At 45.0% G+C, this 16942-nt stretch carries 16 protein-coding genes and 1 riboswitch; of the genes, 4 read left to right on the top strand and 12 right to left on the bottom strand.

Annotation, left to right across the window (positions count from 1 at the left end; genetic code table 11):
• Positions 1-31 precede the first annotated feature (31 nt).
• Both AB4384_RS18810 and AB4384_RS18805 read left to right on the top strand, forming a co-directional pair.
• Positions 32-934 (top strand): LysR family transcriptional regulator, encoded by a 903-nt coding sequence (locus AB4384_RS18810; protein ID WP_065585080.1) that lies wholly within the window; start codon positions 32-34, stop codon positions 932-934.
• Positions 935-1340: 406 nt separating this feature from the next.
• On the top strand, positions 1341-1685 hold the full coding sequence (locus AB4384_RS18805) for a hypothetical protein (protein ID WP_017064409.1): 345 nt from the start codon (positions 1341-1343) through the stop codon (positions 1683-1685).
• Between the two features lie 128 nt (positions 1686-1813).
• Here AB4384_RS18805 and thiE read toward each other — a convergent pair whose 3' ends face one another.
• Complete coding sequence (gene thiE / locus AB4384_RS18800) at positions 1814-2431, bottom strand: thiamine phosphate synthase (RefSeq protein ID WP_372129952.1); 618 nt, start codon at positions 2429-2431, stop codon at positions 1814-1816.
• Positions 2432-2692: 261 nt separating this feature from the next.
• Here thiE and AB4384_RS18795 point away from each other — a divergent pair, with 261 nt between their 5' ends.
• On the top strand, positions 2693-4636 hold the full coding sequence (locus tag AB4384_RS18795; protein ID WP_372129951.1) for a methyl-accepting chemotaxis protein: 1944 nt from the start codon (positions 2693-2695) through the stop codon (positions 4634-4636).
• A 123-nt stretch (positions 4637-4759) separates the two neighbouring features.
• Here AB4384_RS18795 and thiM read toward each other — a convergent pair whose 3' ends face one another.
• From thiM to AB4384_RS18740, 11 genes are all read right to left on the bottom strand, one after another.
• A complete protein-coding gene (gene thiM, locus AB4384_RS18790) occupies positions 4760-5545 on the bottom strand; it encodes a hydroxyethylthiazole kinase (protein WP_372129950.1) in 786 nt (261 codons plus the stop codon).
• Positions 5546-5574: 29 nt separating this feature from the next.
• Positions 5575-6255, bottom strand: coding sequence for a thiaminase II (gene tenA / locus AB4384_RS18785; RefSeq protein ID WP_136978324.1), 681 nt, complete (start codon positions 6253-6255; stop codon positions 5575-5577).
• Positions 6256-6263: 8 nt separating this feature from the next.
• Positions 6264-7220 carry an ABC transporter substrate-binding protein gene (locus tag AB4384_RS18780; protein WP_372129949.1) on the bottom strand — a complete coding sequence of 319 codons (957 nt, stop codon included), beginning with the start codon at positions 7218-7220 and terminating at the stop codon, positions 6264-6266.
• Between the two features lie 120 nt (positions 7221-7340).
• Positions 7341-8156, bottom strand: coding sequence for an ABC transporter permease (locus tag AB4384_RS18775; RefSeq protein ID WP_372129948.1), 816 nt, complete (start codon positions 8154-8156; stop codon positions 7341-7343).
• Entirely contained in the window at positions 8149-8913 is a 765-nt protein-coding gene (locus AB4384_RS18770) for an ABC transporter ATP-binding protein (protein WP_104216410.1), read from the bottom strand. The genes AB4384_RS18775 and AB4384_RS18770 overlap by 8 nt, the downstream gene beginning before the upstream one ends.
• Complete coding sequence (thiD, locus tag AB4384_RS18765) at positions 8903-9796, bottom strand: bifunctional hydroxymethylpyrimidine kinase/phosphomethylpyrimidine kinase (RefSeq protein WP_372129947.1); 894 nt, start codon at positions 9794-9796, stop codon at positions 8903-8905. Before thiD ends, AB4384_RS18770 begins: the two co-directional genes overlap by 11 nt.
• A gap of 96 nt (positions 9797-9892) precedes the next feature.
• A riboswitch (TPP riboswitch) is annotated at positions 9893-10004 on the bottom strand.
• A 98-nt stretch (positions 10005-10102) separates the two neighbouring features.
• Entirely contained in the window at positions 10103-11020 is a 918-nt protein-coding gene (locus AB4384_RS18760) for a DMT family transporter (RefSeq protein WP_372129946.1), read from the bottom strand.
• Between the two features lie 85 nt (positions 11021-11105).
• A complete protein-coding gene (locus AB4384_RS18755; protein ID WP_016793022.1) occupies positions 11106-11834 on the bottom strand; it encodes an AraC family transcriptional regulator in 729 nt (242 codons plus the stop codon).
• Between the two features lie 174 nt (positions 11835-12008).
• Entirely contained in the window at positions 12009-13037 is a 1029-nt protein-coding gene (locus tag AB4384_RS18750) for a DUF4382 domain-containing protein (RefSeq protein WP_372129945.1), read from the bottom strand.
• 446 nt (positions 13038-13483) lie between these two features.
• Entirely contained in the window at positions 13484-13735 is a 252-nt protein-coding gene (locus AB4384_RS18745) for a DUF2999 family protein (protein WP_004731647.1), read from the bottom strand.
• A gap of 107 nt (positions 13736-13842) precedes the next feature.
• Positions 13843-14940 (bottom strand): ElyC/SanA/YdcF family protein, encoded by a 1098-nt coding sequence (locus tag AB4384_RS18740; RefSeq protein WP_372129944.1) that lies wholly within the window; start codon positions 14938-14940, stop codon positions 13843-13845.
• Positions 14941-15437: 497 nt separating this feature from the next.
• Here AB4384_RS18740 and AB4384_RS18735 point away from each other — a divergent pair, with 497 nt between their 5' ends.
• The gene (locus AB4384_RS18735; RefSeq protein ID WP_372129943.1) at positions 15438-16118 is read left to right on the top strand and encodes a glutathione S-transferase family protein; all 681 of its coding nucleotides are present in this window, start codon (positions 15438-15440) and stop codon (positions 16116-16118) included.
• Positions 16119-16942 lie beyond the last annotated feature (824 nt).

The following is a 16942-nucleotide window of genomic DNA, read 5'->3' as shown; positions in this document are numbered from 1 at the left end:
GTACCCCATTTTGTATTGAGCGAGAGATAACATGTACAGTTTTGAGCAACTAAAAGTCTTCGTCACGGTGTGTGAAAGTGGCTCTTTCTCTGCCGCCGCTCGCAAACTGAAACGAGCTCAGTCTGGGGTAAGCCAATCGATAGCCAACCTCGAAATTGCCATTGACCAAGAGCTGTTTAACCGAGAGAAAAACATCCCCGTTTTAACCAGCAAAGGTAAAGCGTTATTGCCTGTGGCTAAGTCCATTCTTGACCAGCAAAAGTACTTCGATCAAAAAGTAGAATCGCTGACCCAAGAAGATGAGCACGAACTGATCATTGCGGTTGATGAAAGCATCATAGATAAGAACTTCATTAAGATAATCAGCTCACTCGCCGATCAATTTCCAATCACACACTTCGATATCATTACCACCTCAACCTTTGATGTTGAAGACCTAGTAAGACGAGGAAAAGCACAGATTGGCATCATCTACGCGGATGGCGAACTGAAGGTCGATATGGATTTCTTTTTGCTGGGCCAAGCGCGTTTCCTAACTGTTAGCTCTGCCACTCACGAACTCAGCCAAATGTCGGTAGTACAAGACTCAGACCTCAAGCGCTATCGCCAATGTGTGCATCGCAGCTCAAAGCAGCGCGAACTGTGGTTCACCTATGGTATTAGCTCGATGCGTTGGTATGCGAACAACCACAAGAACATTGTTGATCTCGTTGAACAAAACGTGGGTTGGGCAAATGTGCCCGAGATGATGGTGATGGAAGGCATTCAAAAAGGCGATATTGTGGCGTTACCTGTCTCACACGAGCATGGTGGTTGGATTACTCCAGTAGGTTGTTTAGTTTCTCGCAGCCACATCAATGGCCCAGTTCTCACCAGCCTTATTGAGCAGCTTAAGAGACACTCACTGCAATACAATCAATGGCAGGCTAACTAACCTCCCCTGTTCTTCACTCATCGTCAATTCATAGATTCAATATCGACGTGGGACTCACCACCGCTACCTCATTTCTGCTTATCTTGCCGATAAATATCTTTGTCGTGTGGATAAAACACCCTAGTTGATGTCCCAAAGTGACATAACTACTATGCGATCCCAACGGGTTTGTCTTTTCAAACGAATATAGACAGACCCAAATCGTTCTTTAACACCACTGACCCAACTTCAAATCTCCCAGATAAGCGCTCAGCCTTGCCGTTGCTTATATCGGTTTCAAATAGATCACTTTTTGAATATTAATTCGCACCCAGTTTATGAGCGCTCTTTGAGTGCTTTTTTATATCTAAATGAACCTTTTGGAAAATTTGTCGTGAACGTTTTAAGAAATATTTGCCCTGAGAAAATGGGTAAAGAGCGTAACAAACGAGAGTATGATTTACGCGTACTTAATTGTGTCAGTGAAAGCGAATATGAATCGCGTATGGCGGTTTGGAATAGCCTTGCGTTAACTGCTACTCCGTCTGCTTCGGAAACAAAGGGCTTCATCGATGAGTCTTTCAACAAGCTTCAACAAGACCTGAAAGAAGCTAGCCGTGAGTTATCGATTAACTACACGGACTTCATCGCAATGGCGCATGAAGAGATCAACTACATTAAGGTGTTTGTTGCTGATAAAACAGCACAATACGGTTGGTACGCTGCGATCGTTCTTATGGTCATCGGCACGGTTGCTCTTTGCATTCAATAGCCAAACGATGTGTTAGATAGAGCACCTTAAATGCTCTATCGATAAGCACACCTAGCACGACTCCCTGCTTGTGCTTTAACTAGAAAACAGATGACCAACCTCATTTGTTTTCTAGTTCTACTCCCCCTTCAATCTCCCATCAGAGATAGCAGATCCTGCGTCGCTTGTTTTGGGCTTTCAGCGTGACATATCGCTGAGACCAAGGCTAATCCATGAATACCTGTGTTAACCAACTGCGGAATGTTCGACTCGTTGATTCCACCGATACCAACAATCGGCAATTTCGTTGTTTTCAAAGCCATTTGAATGCCTTCATAACCCCAATGTTTCTTGAGGTTTGTCTTGGTCGGTGTCGCAAACAGCGCACTAAGGCCAATGTAATCAATCGGCAAGCTATCGGCTTCTTGCAGCTGCTGCTCCGTCTCAATCGATAACCCAAGAATTTTATCCGCGCCAATCAGCTTGCGTGCTAACTCTGCAGGCATATCCGATTGCCCCAGATGCAAACCATCGGCGTCGACAGTCAATGCAACGTCCACTCGGTCATTGATGATTAGCGGAACACCGGAGCCAGCTAAAATCGACTTAACCGCTTGTGCTCGTTCAATGAAGGCTCTTACGTCCCCATGTTTTTCTCTTACTTGGACCATGGTGACGCCACCAGCAACTGCTTGTTCAACCACGAACTTGAGCGTATCTAAATCTTGTTGGTCATCCGTTACTAAATAGAGTTTATAAAGGGTCATATCGCACCTTTGGCGTTGAAGTCTAAATTGAGTTGTTACCATTTTACCGACAATTATCATCATGTGCATGGACGTTAATACTAAATTAGCTCAATTAAGCGCGCGCCATTAAATATGCAACCCGTTGAAACCGTGTTGAAAAAACTGAATTACTTAACTAAAGCGTTACTTTTTACACAAACTATTCACTTTGAGTATGCCCGACACACCGTTTTATGAAATACTGCTCTGTGAAGGAATCAGGTCAATATAGGGATAGTTATGCGCCACCTTTCTATAGCGCTCAAGATCAAGCTGGGTTATGCCATCTGCTTGCTCTTTTTCGTCATTTCAGGCTTTGTGAGTTACAAAGGTATCCAAACCTTGTCGAACGGTTTTAGCCAATACAGTGAACTCAGCCACAAGGCGACATTGTCAGGCAACATTCAAGTGCACTTTCTTCAGATGCGTTTAGCTTCTGAACGTTACTTAGAGTCATTGGATGATCAATACGAAGCGAATTATCAATCGAGCAAACTTGCGATTGATGAACTGCTGAACAACTTAATCCAAACCACCACCAATACTGATAGCTTGTCGAGCCTGCAATTAGTGCAAGACAGCGTTGCAGCTTTTGATGCGGCTTATGGATCAATGAAACAGAGCCAACTGCTCATTGACCAGTTAGTGAACGTGGAGATGGTCACACGAGAAACCAACGCACTGAAAGCGGCTCAGAGCTTATTGTATGAGTCTTACAATAACAATGATCCAAACGCGAGCTTATACGCAGGCATGTTGATGGAGAACTTCCTCGCAGCCAAGATCACAGTGCTGAGTTACTCAAACAACAACGACCTCAAAACCTATGAAGCTGGTAAAGACATTTTTGAATATGCTCTGCCAGGTATAGAAGGCGATATTGAATCTCTTAAATCATCTCCTTATCAAAGTGAATTGATTGAAGATTTCTCTAACCAACGGGAAGCGTACGCGAAAGGCTTTGAGCAAGTTCATCAACAGATGATTGAGAACACGCAAAGAACCGCTACCCTCGCCTCTATTGGTGACAGCTTAGCGATTTCGGTAGCTGATGCTCAGAGCATTCTAGAACAACAGAAACAAGCATTAACACCAGAACTGCAAGCCAGCGAAAAGCGCTCGATTCAAATCATCATATTGCTGACGGGTGTGGCTTTAGTTATTGGCATGACGAGCGCCGTGTTGGTGACTCGCTCTATTACTAAAGGCATCGCACAAGTTAAACAGATCACCAACGAGCTTTCTCAGGGCAACCTGAATGTGGAAGTGAACATTGAGAGCAAAAATGAGATTGGCGAACTGCTGACTAATATGGAGATCACCATTGAATCTCTGCGCGATATTGTTGGCCAAGTGAACCGTTCTAGCGTGCGTATTGGTGAGATGTCGGAGTCACTCAATCAAGTGACAAATAACAGCTCGACCAACGCAACACAATTGAACAGTGAAATGATCAATATCTCTTCTGCCGTTGATCAATTAGCTTCCAGCACATCAGAAATTGCGGCAAGTGCTAACCACGCGTCTCAAGTTGCCAACCAAGCCACCGAGAATGTGGCGATGGGACTGAAAGAAGTAGATAAGACACTGCATGAAATTGGTAGCGCCGATGAAAGCATGCAGGTAAGCAGCCAGAAAGTGACTGACCTACACAAAGAGTCGATGAACATTGGTGCCATTCTTGAAGTAATCAAAGGCGTTTCTGAGCAGACCAACCTGTTGGCATTGAATGCGGCTATTGAAGCTGCGCGCGCAGGTGAACAAGGTCGCGGATTTGCAGTAGTAGCCGATGAAGTAAGAACGCTCGCTAAACGTACCCAAGACTCTGCTAGCCAGATTGATGAGCTCATCACCTCACTACAACGTGGCGCTAAAGATGCGTTAGAGTCTATCAAAGAGAGCCACAGCACGGTTTCAGACGCTTCAACGCAGGCGCAGCAAGCTTCTCAGAATTTACATGTGATTAATCAACACATCCAAGACCTGAACCAAGCCAACAGCCAAATCGCGGTGTCGGTTGATGAGCAGGATCGTCTTACCAAATCACTGGGTGAAAACGCGCAAGGTGCAAACACTATTGCTCAAAGCAACCAAGAGTCGGTAAGCAGCATTTCAGGTGCAGCGAGCGACTTAACCGAGGTTGCTCATCACCTAGAGAGCCAAGTTAACCGATTTAGAACCTAGCCAGCCAGTCTATACACAGCTGACACAGTTCCAAACCAGTAATAAAAAGCCCCCTACACATAAGTGTCGGGGGCTTTTTTAAGTTAATCTAACTCTAACTTGTAGCTTAGAGTTAGATTAGCCCTACTGAATCTTCAAGCGTTGAATCAGAGTCTCTTCGTCTAACTGATACAACTCATCAAGCAAGTTAATTTGCAAGCTACCTGGGCCGCGAGAGTTTTCAGCCGCGATTTCACCAACCACGCCTAATACCGCTGCTGCAGCTAAACCACTATCATCACCAACAGCCGCGAAAGCACCCGTCAATGCAGTTAAAGTACACCCCATACCCGTCACATACGGCATCATTTGGTGTCCATTGTTTAACGTCACCACGCTGTCTTTGGTGACAACGTAATCCGTCTCGCCTGAAATCACCACATTTGCACCGTATTCAGCCACTAAGCATTGTGCAGCACCTAACGCAGCATCACTGCTATCTAGCGCATCCACACCTTTACTCTGCGCTTGCTCACCTGCTAATGCAATAATCTCAGACGCGTTACCACGAATAATTAACTTATCCGCTAAACGTGCGATTTGACGGGACGTCTCGGTACGCAGCGTACTTGCGCCACAACCCACAGGGTCAAGAACCACAACCTTGTTGTTCGCATTCGCTTGTTCAACAGCAAAACACATTCTTGGCGTCCAAACGCTGTCGAGCGTGCCGATGTTGATCACCAAAGCGCCAGAGAAAGACATCATCTCTGCCAGCTCTTGTTGCGAGTGCGCCATGATAGGCGAAGCACCAATCGCCAGCAGAGCATTGGCCGTGTTATTCATCACCACGTAGTTGGTGATGTTCACAACCAACGGCTTTTGCTCTCGTACTGCACGCAGCGATTGGATGATTTGTTCAGTTAGCATGGGTTAATCCTTATTCGTGAAAGTCGCTTTTAATCCGCTGTTGAGTCATCAAGTGCATTCAGACCTTGCTGCCAGAAAGCCACTTCCATACGTGTTGCCGTTTTGAAGATATGAACGATGTTCTGACCGCGCTCGCTGTTAATATCAATTTCAGCCAGTAGCTGATTGAAATACTCTGCGCCCGTTGCCACGCCCGATTGGAACTCTTCTCCGCCGTAAAGCTGTAACCAACTCGCGTATGGGTTACCTTCTAAAACAGTATCACTGCTTTCTAGAAGCGCTTTACCAATCACGGCATAACCAATTGAACACGGAGCCAGTGCCGCATAAAGATCGACAAGATCACCCGTCATACCTGCATCTAGAACGTAGCGCGTGTAAGCGACTGTGCCAAAATCTTCAGGTTCGTTTTCCAAGTCAGATTCCGTTAAACCCCACTGACCACAGTAAGTCACGTGGTGTGAAATTTCAGAATCTAATAGAGCATGAACACTTGGCAGAGCACGGCGCATATCTGCCAAAGTTTTAGCTTTGTAAATCGCCAATGCATAAGCGCGAGCATACTGCTTCAAAAACAGAAAATCTTGCTTCAAATAATGCAGAAAACACGGCTGAGCAAGAGTGCCGTTCGCCAGCGTTTTAACAAAATCATGCTCGGTGTAGTCTTGCCAATCTTGCTGACAGGCTTGGATTAAGTCTTGGTATTTCATGAGATTCCTTAGTCAAAAGTCGGTACGTAATCTGCGGCTTTTGGTAGTGATTTGATAATACCTTTGTCGAACATGAACTGCGCGTAATCATCGTAACGCTTCATATCTACAGCTGAAGGGCGAAGTGCAAAACGAGTCAGTGTGTCGTTCCACGCGCGTTGGTTAAGTTCGTTGTTCAACGTATCTGGTGAATACGCCACAAACTCACTCCATGAATCTTGAGGGTGGTTCACGATGTAAGTTGTTGCTTGCTCAAGTGCTTTATTGAATGCTTTGATTGCTTCGTCGTCGTGTTTCTTTGCGTTCGCCACAAAGATCAGCTCATCGTAAGCTGGCACACCATGCTCTTCTGGGAAGAATGCTTTCGCTTTAAAGCCTTCAAGCGCTAGCTGGTTAGTTTCGAAGTTACGTAAGCCACCCCAAATTGCGTCTACCTTGCCCGATGCCAATGAAGACGACAGTGCCCAACCGACATTGATGGTTTGCACGTCAGTAAACTCAACGTTTTCTTGAGCCAGCATGGTGCCGATCGTCGCTTCTTCGTTGCCCGCAATCGCAATACCGATCTTCTTGCCTTTCAGGTCCGCTAACGAATCGTTCTTGCCGTTATCTAAAACCATGAGCGTGTTCAGTGGCGTTGCGATAAGAGTTGATGCGCGAACTAGAGGCAAGCCTGCTGCCACATCCATAGTTAGGCTTGGTTGGTAGGTTACGGCTAAATCGACCTTACCTGCTGCGACAAGTTTCGCTGGAGTGCTTGGGTCAGCTGGCTCTTGGATTTCAACCTCTAGGCCTTGGTCAGCAAAGTAACCACGCTCTTGAGCAATCACAATTGGGCCATGGTTCGGGTTCACAAACCAATCCAACATCAATGTCAGTTTCTTTTGTTCAGAACCCGCCAATGCATGACCTGAAACTAGCAAAGCAAGCAGTGCTACTGCACCTACCAATTTGGTGTTTTTCATAGTTAACCTTTCCTTTCGAATATTATTATTGTGTTTGTCGATCTAATTTTTAACGAGGTGTTGTTTAGATAAATAGCCTTGAGCGAAGCTTTATTAAACAAAGAGTTATTGAGCTAGCCATCACTGGTTCTCCCAAGGGATAGCTTTTTTGAGTAATTTGTCTGTGATGAAGTAGAGCGAGATAGAGAGCACCGCCAAGATAAACAAGGCCGCGAACATCTCATCAATGATCATGCGCGCATTGGCTTGCAGCATTAGATAGCCTAACCCTTCACTCGAACCCACCCACTCGCCGACAACCGCGCCAATTGGAGCAATAACCACAGCGACACGAATACCTGACGCCAATGTTGGCAGTGCAGCAGGCAGTTGGATGTGACGAAGCAGTTGCCATTTCGATGCGCCCATCGTTTTGGCAAGATCGAGATAACCTGTCGGTGTATTGCGTAGGCCGTCATAACAACAAGTGGTTACAGGGAAGAAGATAATGATCGCCGCCATCACCACTTTTGAGGCGATGCCATAGCCAAGCCACAACATCAATACTGGAGCAATCGCAAACACAGGAATCGCTTGGCTAGCGATTAAGATAGGTAACAGCCAGCGTTTTAGTGGTTCGAACATCAACATCTGTAGGGCGAAAAATAGCCCCATCGACAAACCGAGTAGCAAGCCAAGTAAGATCTCTTGCGCAGTCACCCAAGTGTGTTTGAGCAATACATCGTAGCGTTCGAATAGTTTAATAAAGACTTCTGCAGGCGCTGGCAGAATGAAGCTCGGCATCTCGAAGATAACGACCACCATTTGCCATAAACCGAGAATCACAGCACTGCTGATAAGCAAACGAACAACAGGATTCATCTGACGATGGCGTGTAGTGGCAGCCTGTCCGTTAGTTGAATGAGCTACAGCTTCGCTTCGCGTTAGATCATTCATAATCACGCTCCAACTGATCTAAGATCGCCTGTTGCAACTCGGCACACTCACCATCGAGCACTCGTGGCGTTGAGGTGTGAGGCACAGGTAAAGAGTGAGCACTCGCAGGCATGCCTTGCAACACATACAAGTTATCCGCCAGACGCACCGCTTCTTGCGGATCATGGGTGATCAACACAACGGTTTTATCTCTCAACAGTTCACACGCTAAGGTCTGTAATTTGTGTCTTGTTACTGCATCCAGTGCTGAGAAAGGCTCATCCATCAACACGACAGGTTTGTCTTGCATTAAGGTGCGAGCCAGAGCAACACGCTGGCGCATACCACCAGACAACTGATCCGGCGTAGTATCCGCGTAATCGGCCAAACCAACTGAAGCGAGTAACTCGAACGCTCGGTTCCTTTGCTCTGCGTTTTGATGCTTGTTCGTGGTGTTCTGGAAGCGATGGCTCAGGCATACATTGTCGATAACCGATAGCCATGGCAGTAACAAATCTTGCTGTGCCATGTATGCGATACGATCAGTTAGAGGCAGTTCATCAGACGTTGCCAATGTACCCTGCCACTCCACCTTGTCTTCCAACAAACCTGCCAAATAACACAATACCGTCGTTTTCCCACAACCACTGCGTCCAAGTAGCACTGTCCACTTACCTGCGCTTAAGTTAAGTGACAGCCCCGACAGGGTCGCGTGCTCGCTATCTCGGTAACGCAACGTCGCATTGCTAAGTTGAACGCCAACCGTATTAACGGACATTACCGTGCCCAGCGAAAAAGTGATTTACTGGGCCATGACCTTGACCGACTTTCAACTCGTCAGCATGGGCAATCGCGAGTGAAATGTATTGTTTACCCAGGTCTACAGCCTCTGGGAGCGTGTTGCCTTGAGCCAAGAAAGAAGCAATAGCAGAAGAGAGCGTGCAGCCCGTGCCATGAGTGTTTTTGGTAGGAAAACGCTTCGCGCTAATCACAGCAGATGCAGTTGGTAGAATCAGTAAGTCATTGCTGTTTTCATCTTTCTCTAGATGACCACCTTTTAGCAGAACGGCTTTAGCACCTAAAGCGCGCAGATCTTCAATCATGTCCTGCATTTCGGCTTCGCTTTCAGGTACCGGCTTGCCTGTTAACGCCGCGCCTTCAGGTAAGTTAGGGGTAATAATGTCGGCGAGCGGAATCAGCTCTTGTTTTAGCGTAGTGATAGCAGAGTTTTCTAGAAGAAGGTCGCCGCTTGTCGCGACCATTACAGGGTCAATTACCAAGTGTTTTGGTTGGTATTGTTTGATTTTGTCTGCAACGACTTTGATGATTTGCGAATCCGCCAACATACCAACTTTTACCGCCACGATATTCAGATCGGTGAACACCGCATCTAACTGGCTAGCAACATGCTCAAGTGGGATTGGAAAAATGGCTGATACGCCTTGGGTATTCTGAGAGGTAATCGCAGTAATCACCGAACAAGCGAAGCTACCCGTTGCAGACATGGCTTTAATATCCGCTTGAATACCTGCGCCGCCGCCACTGTCAGAACCAGCGATCGTCAATACAATCGGAGTGTTTGTTCGAATCGAACCATCAGCAGAGTGCTGCGAAACTGAGGCTTTTGGCGTTAAATCTTTTGAAATAGAACTGTGTGTCATTGTCGCTCCTACTATCTTACAAGACGTAGGAGAACGAACACCGATCGAAGGAGAAGTCGCAATAAACACATGAAAGTTTTCATGGGTGCAGACGCAGATCGAGTGCTTATAGTTCCCTACGCCAGTGTTAACTGAATCAGGTTCAACGGGTCTCGATTAACGATCTCAGCAAACACCAAATAAGGTATATGCCCCCCGACTATTGATAGCGATAGTAACAGCACTCTCACAACTGAGATACTGATTTTATTCAATTATAAGAATTACACATGAAAAAATTTCAATTAGGCAAAACAAAACAAATACTTATAACGTTCCTTTAGATGGCTTCGACTGTATAAACAAGCACAACACAATCAGAGACATACCTAACCAGCCTGTAAAAGGAATCAGCTCACCGACAACACAGACGGCAAGCACCGCTGCAACTACTGGTTCAAACAGAGTCAGCAGGTTGGCACTGCTCGCGGTGACATGGCGTAAACCAAAACTGAAGGCGACATAGCCCAAGCATTGTGGGATTAGCGTCAGATAACTGATGACTAATACGTTGGTTTGCGAGGAAAACAGGTTCTCACCCGTAAACCAGAGCGTTGGCAGCAGCATCATCGCACCGAGGCCAAAAATACTGCCCATCGCCGCTTGCGACTTAATCCCTTTATCGATCAGTGCTTTTGTCGCCCAAGAATAAATGGCGTAACACAGCCCTGCTAGCAAACCTAACGCAATACCCAACAGCTTGAGATCATCACCTGACTCATTCGTCGATGAAGATTCTGAAAACACCAACAACCCAATACCCACCACACCAATCGCAAAGCTAGTGAGCCAACGTTTGTTGATATTATTCTTTTTGCTAATCAGACACTCTAACAATGCCGAAAAGAAAGGCGCGGTTGTAATCGAAACCACGGTACCAATCGCCACGCCTGATAATTTCATTGAAGAATAGAAAGCTAAAGGATAGACCGCCAAAGCCAAAGCGCTCACTGTCAGCAGCTTCTTGTTCTGCAAAAGTTTGTCGAAAGCGAATAGGATTTTTCGATACGCCAAGCCGGCTTGCATTAGGCCACCGACGCCCATAGAGAAAGCACCAATTGCTAATGGGCTTAGATCAGGAGCAAAGCTTGCAGCGGTGCCTGTCGTGCCCCATAAAATAGAAGCAAACAAGATAGCTAAAGTGCCCGTTTGGAATTCGTTAACGCGATTGATGGCAAGATTCATTTCTATTACCCAATTTTCAGTTCTGAAATAGATAATAGTGAAGATTGATAAAAGTTAGTTTGCCGAAAGGACGCTATTGTTGTTTCTAAAGACTGTCTTTCATTGAGCCTAGAAACGCCCTTGGAGACATGCCAAAGTGCTGAGAGAAGCGACGACTGAAAGCAGACACATCACTATAGCCCACATTTTCAGCAATCAATTGAACCGGTAAATCGGTATGAGTTAACAAGGCTTGGGCTTTCTCCATGCGATATCGAGTGATGTATTTAAGCGCACTGATGCCCAAGCACTCTTTGAAGCGTTTTTTGAATTGAGTGGGGCTCAAACAAGCCGTTTCTGCAAGTTGCGAAATGGATAATGGTTGTGTGTAATTATCCGCTATCAGCCTTTGTACAGCGCGGATTCTTGGGTCGATGCTCTTGCTCACTTGTTGTTGCTCTAACAGCAGTGAAAACACATCCAAGATGGATGACTCAATACCGCTATCGACCTGATATTCCAGCTGCTTCTCAACAAACAACAAGAAGCTCATCAAAGGTGGCGTTATCGTGAAAACCGAGAGCTCGTGCTCTAACAAATGCTGAGGCAACACAGCCATATCCGCGACAATAAACCGCGCTGCTTCGTCCGCTTTAAACGCATGTGCTGTGGTTACCGGAATCACCACACATTCGCCCACCGCCACTTTACCGACATACCCCACCATTTCGATATTAATACTGCCTTGGATCGGCAATACCAGTTGATGATGGTCATCATGAGCATGGGTATTAAATTGCTTGGTGTAAGATCGAATGCTTAAGCTAGATTTCATGAGCAACGCCGGAGTACATTTCGCTAGGTTAAAGTAAGAGATACAAAGTTACATTATCACTTCCCTAGAGTCACACTCAATGATCATCAAATTCATGCTAACTAGGTGACATGATCAAAAACGGCCTCTAAATGAGAGGCCGTTTTTATTCGAATGCTTAATCACGTCAAAGATTTAAAACGATACTTGGTTATCCTGACCAACCACTACCTGAACACTATTTTGAACTTCATAAATGTCAAAACCATCAGCAACCGGATCAGCATTGTCTTCATCACTGTCGTGTTGCGCGGTACAGGTATAACCCAATGAGTAAGTACCTGGATCAATAAATCCCAGAGAGAACTCATAGTTAGTCTGTGCTTCATTCATTGCCACTGATGCTGAAGTAATCGGCTTCACCTCATCGGAACCGCCAATAGGCGCCATGTCAGCTTTGTCGACATTACCTTCATACAAGTACACCGACTGAACATAAGTATTATCATTTGTAGGGTTACAAGCTTCAAAAGTGGTACTCGAAACAGTACCTTCAATGTTTCCTGTCTCAACCGTATTGATAAGGCTTACAGACGTTCTTTGAATAGTGTAATCAGGGAAAGTCGAACTGTTCTTTAGGCCACGTCGAAGATCGAACTCGACAACAAAATCGTTACTCTGTTGGTTCACATTAAATGAATCATTAAAGTAAAGCACGCCAGCGTTATCTTCTTTACCAACACCTTGCGGGCACGCGCCATTACCTTTCACCGTTAACTCACGAATCGAGTCATCGTTTTCTACAACATAAGATGGATGTGTCGGGTGATCGCCATCATTCGCAAACACACATAGTTTATAGCTACCTACTGGAACTACCTCGTTTTCAATCAAAGGAAGTGCATCGCTTCCTTGGTAATCCAATAAATTGACACTTAATGGAATAGGATCTTCACCGTCTGGCAACGGGTCGCCATTTTCATCAACGTAATCACCGTTTTCGTCCGTTTTATACACGTCATACACTAGCGTTGTACCTCCCTGAATCGGAAGTAAAGCTACCATGCTGAATGTCACCGTCACATCTTTAACATCATCGACGGGCGCATCACTCACACTCAAGGTAATGGGTGTCGTACTGCTTGATGATCCTGAGTCTCCGCCACAACCAACAAGCCCGGCCAACACAAGGCTAGCTAAAGCCGTTTCCTTTAAATATTTCATAACTCATTTCCTATAAAATCACTGCTCAATAAAGGGCTTATTTGAGTGCCCTCTTATTCTTTTTCTTGTTGTGACCCATAAATAAACAGCGCTATTGTTTGATGATCCCTACTATTCAGGGCATTCCTCATCCAAAAAACACTGTTCATCAAGGTGCACATATCAAGTCGCACATATCAAGTCGCACATATCAAGTCGCACATAGGTTAATTAAGTCTAGTAAGTAAATTGTCAGTAGCAACGCATGTTTGGCAAAAGTGCTGTCAATTGTGTTGAAATAGTCGTTGAGTAGAAAATGGGAAGCAGGGATTGAAAGCAACTTGATCAAAGTGAATAATCGCCACCAAGATCAAAAAAGGCCGTTAAGACAGCCTGTTGCTGAACTTAAACGACCTTTTCATTGAATTTTGATTAAGCTAATTCGATCTTAGCTCATTCAAATTCGCTTATTTTTGAAGTTGTTCTTTAGCCGCTTCAACCTTAGAGAAATCTAGGCCAAGCTCTTCAACGGCTTCTTTGATTAGCGCAGGGTTTTGCATTACCTGGCCCATCAGCATTTGAAGTTTATCTTGTGGTAAGCCAAGTTGGCTGATCGTCGCCATTGCTGCAAGAGGGTTCTCGGTCAACGTCTTGAATAGCTCGCTGATCTGCTCGTCGCTAATATTGTTCTCTTTCAACATTGCTAAAATCGGGTTCATTTTTTTGCCTTTGAAACACTAAATTAAGTAGGAGCACAGCATACCATCTAGCTGTGCTCGATTGTACTAGCAACTTATACTTTGCCTACTGTGAAGTAACCCTAAGCCTAGCGAGACTCTAATGGGTAAGAGCGGTAGCTCCACATACCATAGGTTCTAAGCGCATCTCGGTAGATACCTAGTAGCTCACCATCACTCGCCTTCTTAAGATCTGCGAGTGGCTTGTCTGGGTAAGAAACCGTATCAAAAGTAATGCCCTGAGGGCCGGTTTGCCAGCTAGCGATTTCAAACAGAGTTTGACCACGACGAACATGGCTTGCCGAGCTAATAATGGTCGCGTGCTTAATATCATGGCGAGCAAGTGCGTAGCTACTGAATAAGGCATTGCCTACCGTGCTGGTCGCGTAATTCTCTTCGATGATGCGATCTTTGCTTACCCCTTTCTCGATAAGCCAATCCGCCATTAACTTACCTTCAGTCTTGTGGTTCTTGGGCACGCCACCCGTTAACACGATCATCGCATCTGAGTTCGCCTTAGCCATCGCCAATGTTGTCTCAAGACGCTCAATCAAAATTTGATGCATAGAGCCGTCTGGATTAAGCGCATAGCCCAAAGTGACAATCGCGCCATGATGATCAAGCAAGCCTTTATCCGCAGACTCTTTCAACGGTGTTTCTAACACGCGGTCGACCGTAGCAAAAATGCGTTTGATGTCTTCTGCTTTACCTTTGTTCAGGCTTTCCAGTTTCTCCATGTGCTTATTGGATTCACTTTCATTGCCTTCAAATCGCTGCCAAACCGCAAGGTAAGCATGAAGATCAACATCGTCTGGTGCAACCGTCAGCGCTTGCTCAAACAGCTCAATAGCGCGCTCTGCATTCTTGTTGTAGATCTGAGCGTTCGCTGCCGAGATAAGCAAATCAGTACGGTAAGGTTCTAGTTGGTAAACTTCTAACAATCGGTTAGTCACAATTTCCATGTTGCTTGGCATTTTAGCCGTAAAGCCCGCGTGAGAAATTCTTGCCGGAGACTTAAACGCCTGCAACGCATCAAGAAGTAATTGGTCGACAACTTGTCGCTTAGTCACCAACTGCGCGTAATCCGCAGAAGCCTGTACTGCGCCGTCGTTAGCAGCAAAAGAATAAGGTGTTGCGCCAAAAGCCAGCATGCCACCAAGAGCGAGGGCGATAATGTTCTTTTTCATGAAAAGATCCTGTGTCGTTAAGTGTTCACATCAGATTTGCTCACCAATGTAAGTCCCTAAGATTAAAAAACCGTGAAGCACACCTTAATCTCTAACGTTTATATTCGTTTGTTGCATAAGGTGTGGCAGCAGATCACGATTTTGAACTTACCAATAAGCCTGTGCATCCAGATAATTCTGGTTTGAACCAGTGCTCAACGTTTTTGTTGGAATATCTGACTGCGGATTTCATACGCCCTATCCCGCCAAAAACCACCCATCACAAATCCGAACTCCGCATAAAGCAACGAATCAAAAAAACCACTTTAAGCTCATTTTTTCAACAACTTAAAATCCAACACACTGAATCGCGCGATTTTACCCCTCGCTCAAATAACGAGGTCTTCAACACATAGAGTTGGAATGCGAGTCAGAAGATCTTCAAATAATTCAAAATCAACCATTGAACGATCGTTCAAGTGGTGCTTTAATAAATGACCAATACAAGGAGTTACCCCATGCTTAAGTTCTATTTTCACCAAACACCAAACCCAATGAAGATCGCTCTGTTTTTGGAAGAGACAGGCCTAGATTTTGAACTTGTTCCTGTCGATACCTTAAAGGGTGAGCAGCATTCACCGGAATATCGTTTAATCAATCCAAATGGCAAAACGCCTGCGATTGAAGATGAAGGACAACGTGTATTCGACTCTAACGCTATCCTTCTGTATCTCTCAGAGAAAACAGGCAAGCTTAGCGGTCAGCCAGAAGACAGAGCTGAACTACTCTCTTGGATGATGTTTATCGCGAGTGGCCTTGGTCCATATTCAGGCCAATCGGTACACTTCCGCCATGCTGCACCAGCCGGCTTAGACTACGCTGTGAACCGATACCTACGTGAAGCACAACGTCACTACGAAGTGTTAGAGAAGCATATGGAAGGTCGTGAATTTATCGTAGGAAATGAGTACACCATTGTCGATGTCGCTGCATGGGGTTGGATTGACAAAGCACCAGTCGTGCTTGGTGAAGAAGGCCTAGAACCTTACCCGAACTTGAAGCGTTGGTTTAACGCAATCAACACTCGCCCTGCTGCACTGCGTGCTCGCGAAATCGGCAAAGGCATTGAGTTTAAAACCGAACGTGATGAAGAAGCAAAACGAGCACTGTTTCCTTCGAATTTCCCAATCAACGAATAATTCAGCATGAAGTAAACGATGTGGAGCGAAAGCTCATTACTGGGCGAGCTATCTAAAAATCAATAGTATTGTTTCTATTAACTGATACCACACTAGTTAAAATATCAATACTATTGATATAGCTATTGTAAGAACCCTTACCGACATCCGATGGTGTCTCTGTCGGTCGTGCCGGGGAAAAGTCCTGAATCAGTTACTCTAGATCGCAGCGAATTTGTAAAGCATATGTTAGGCATGAATTAAACTTCGACTACAAAGCATAAACTTATTTTCAAGATACCAAATGAAAAAACAATCATGTGACAATCAACTAAAGAGACGATAAATGAGTTTTACAAAGACTAATAGCATTTGAAAGTAATATTAATTTTTGAATGCTAATTCAAATAATTAGGCGTTCTGATAGTTTTGCTTTTTTCGTTAATATTCTAGGCAACAAAATGAGATCAGGCTGCCTTAGTGCTTTACTTGTTACAATATCTGGTACGTGCTATCTGTCTATAGGTTTTTCAGGACTTGAGAATCAGTATGGTATGGGCAGGAGCTGCGTTAATCGTCTTAATCGTGTTTAATTTGACGCTGCCACTCTCTTTAGGCGCTTACTTTTATACTACAAGTATATTAGGTTGGCACTGGTTTGAGGCATCATTATTCACGTTAGTACTAATAACCATCATAGTTCCTGCGATCATTAAATCTGTTAGTCACATTCTAAATCCAGCGTCTTCTGAAAATTAGACAGATTATTAGCGCGCAGGTTTAATGACATTGATTTTATCAATTTCACGTAAAAAAAGAGCCGCTAAAATGAACTGACCCCCAAT

It is taken from the genome of Vibrio sp. 10N.261.51.A4, assembly GCF_041471945.1.
GTDB lineage: Bacteria > Pseudomonadota > Gammaproteobacteria > Enterobacterales > Vibrionaceae > Vibrio > Vibrio crassostreae_C.
Note: the sequence above shows the minus strand (reverse complement) of the source record. Positions and strands in the feature narration are given on the sequence as shown.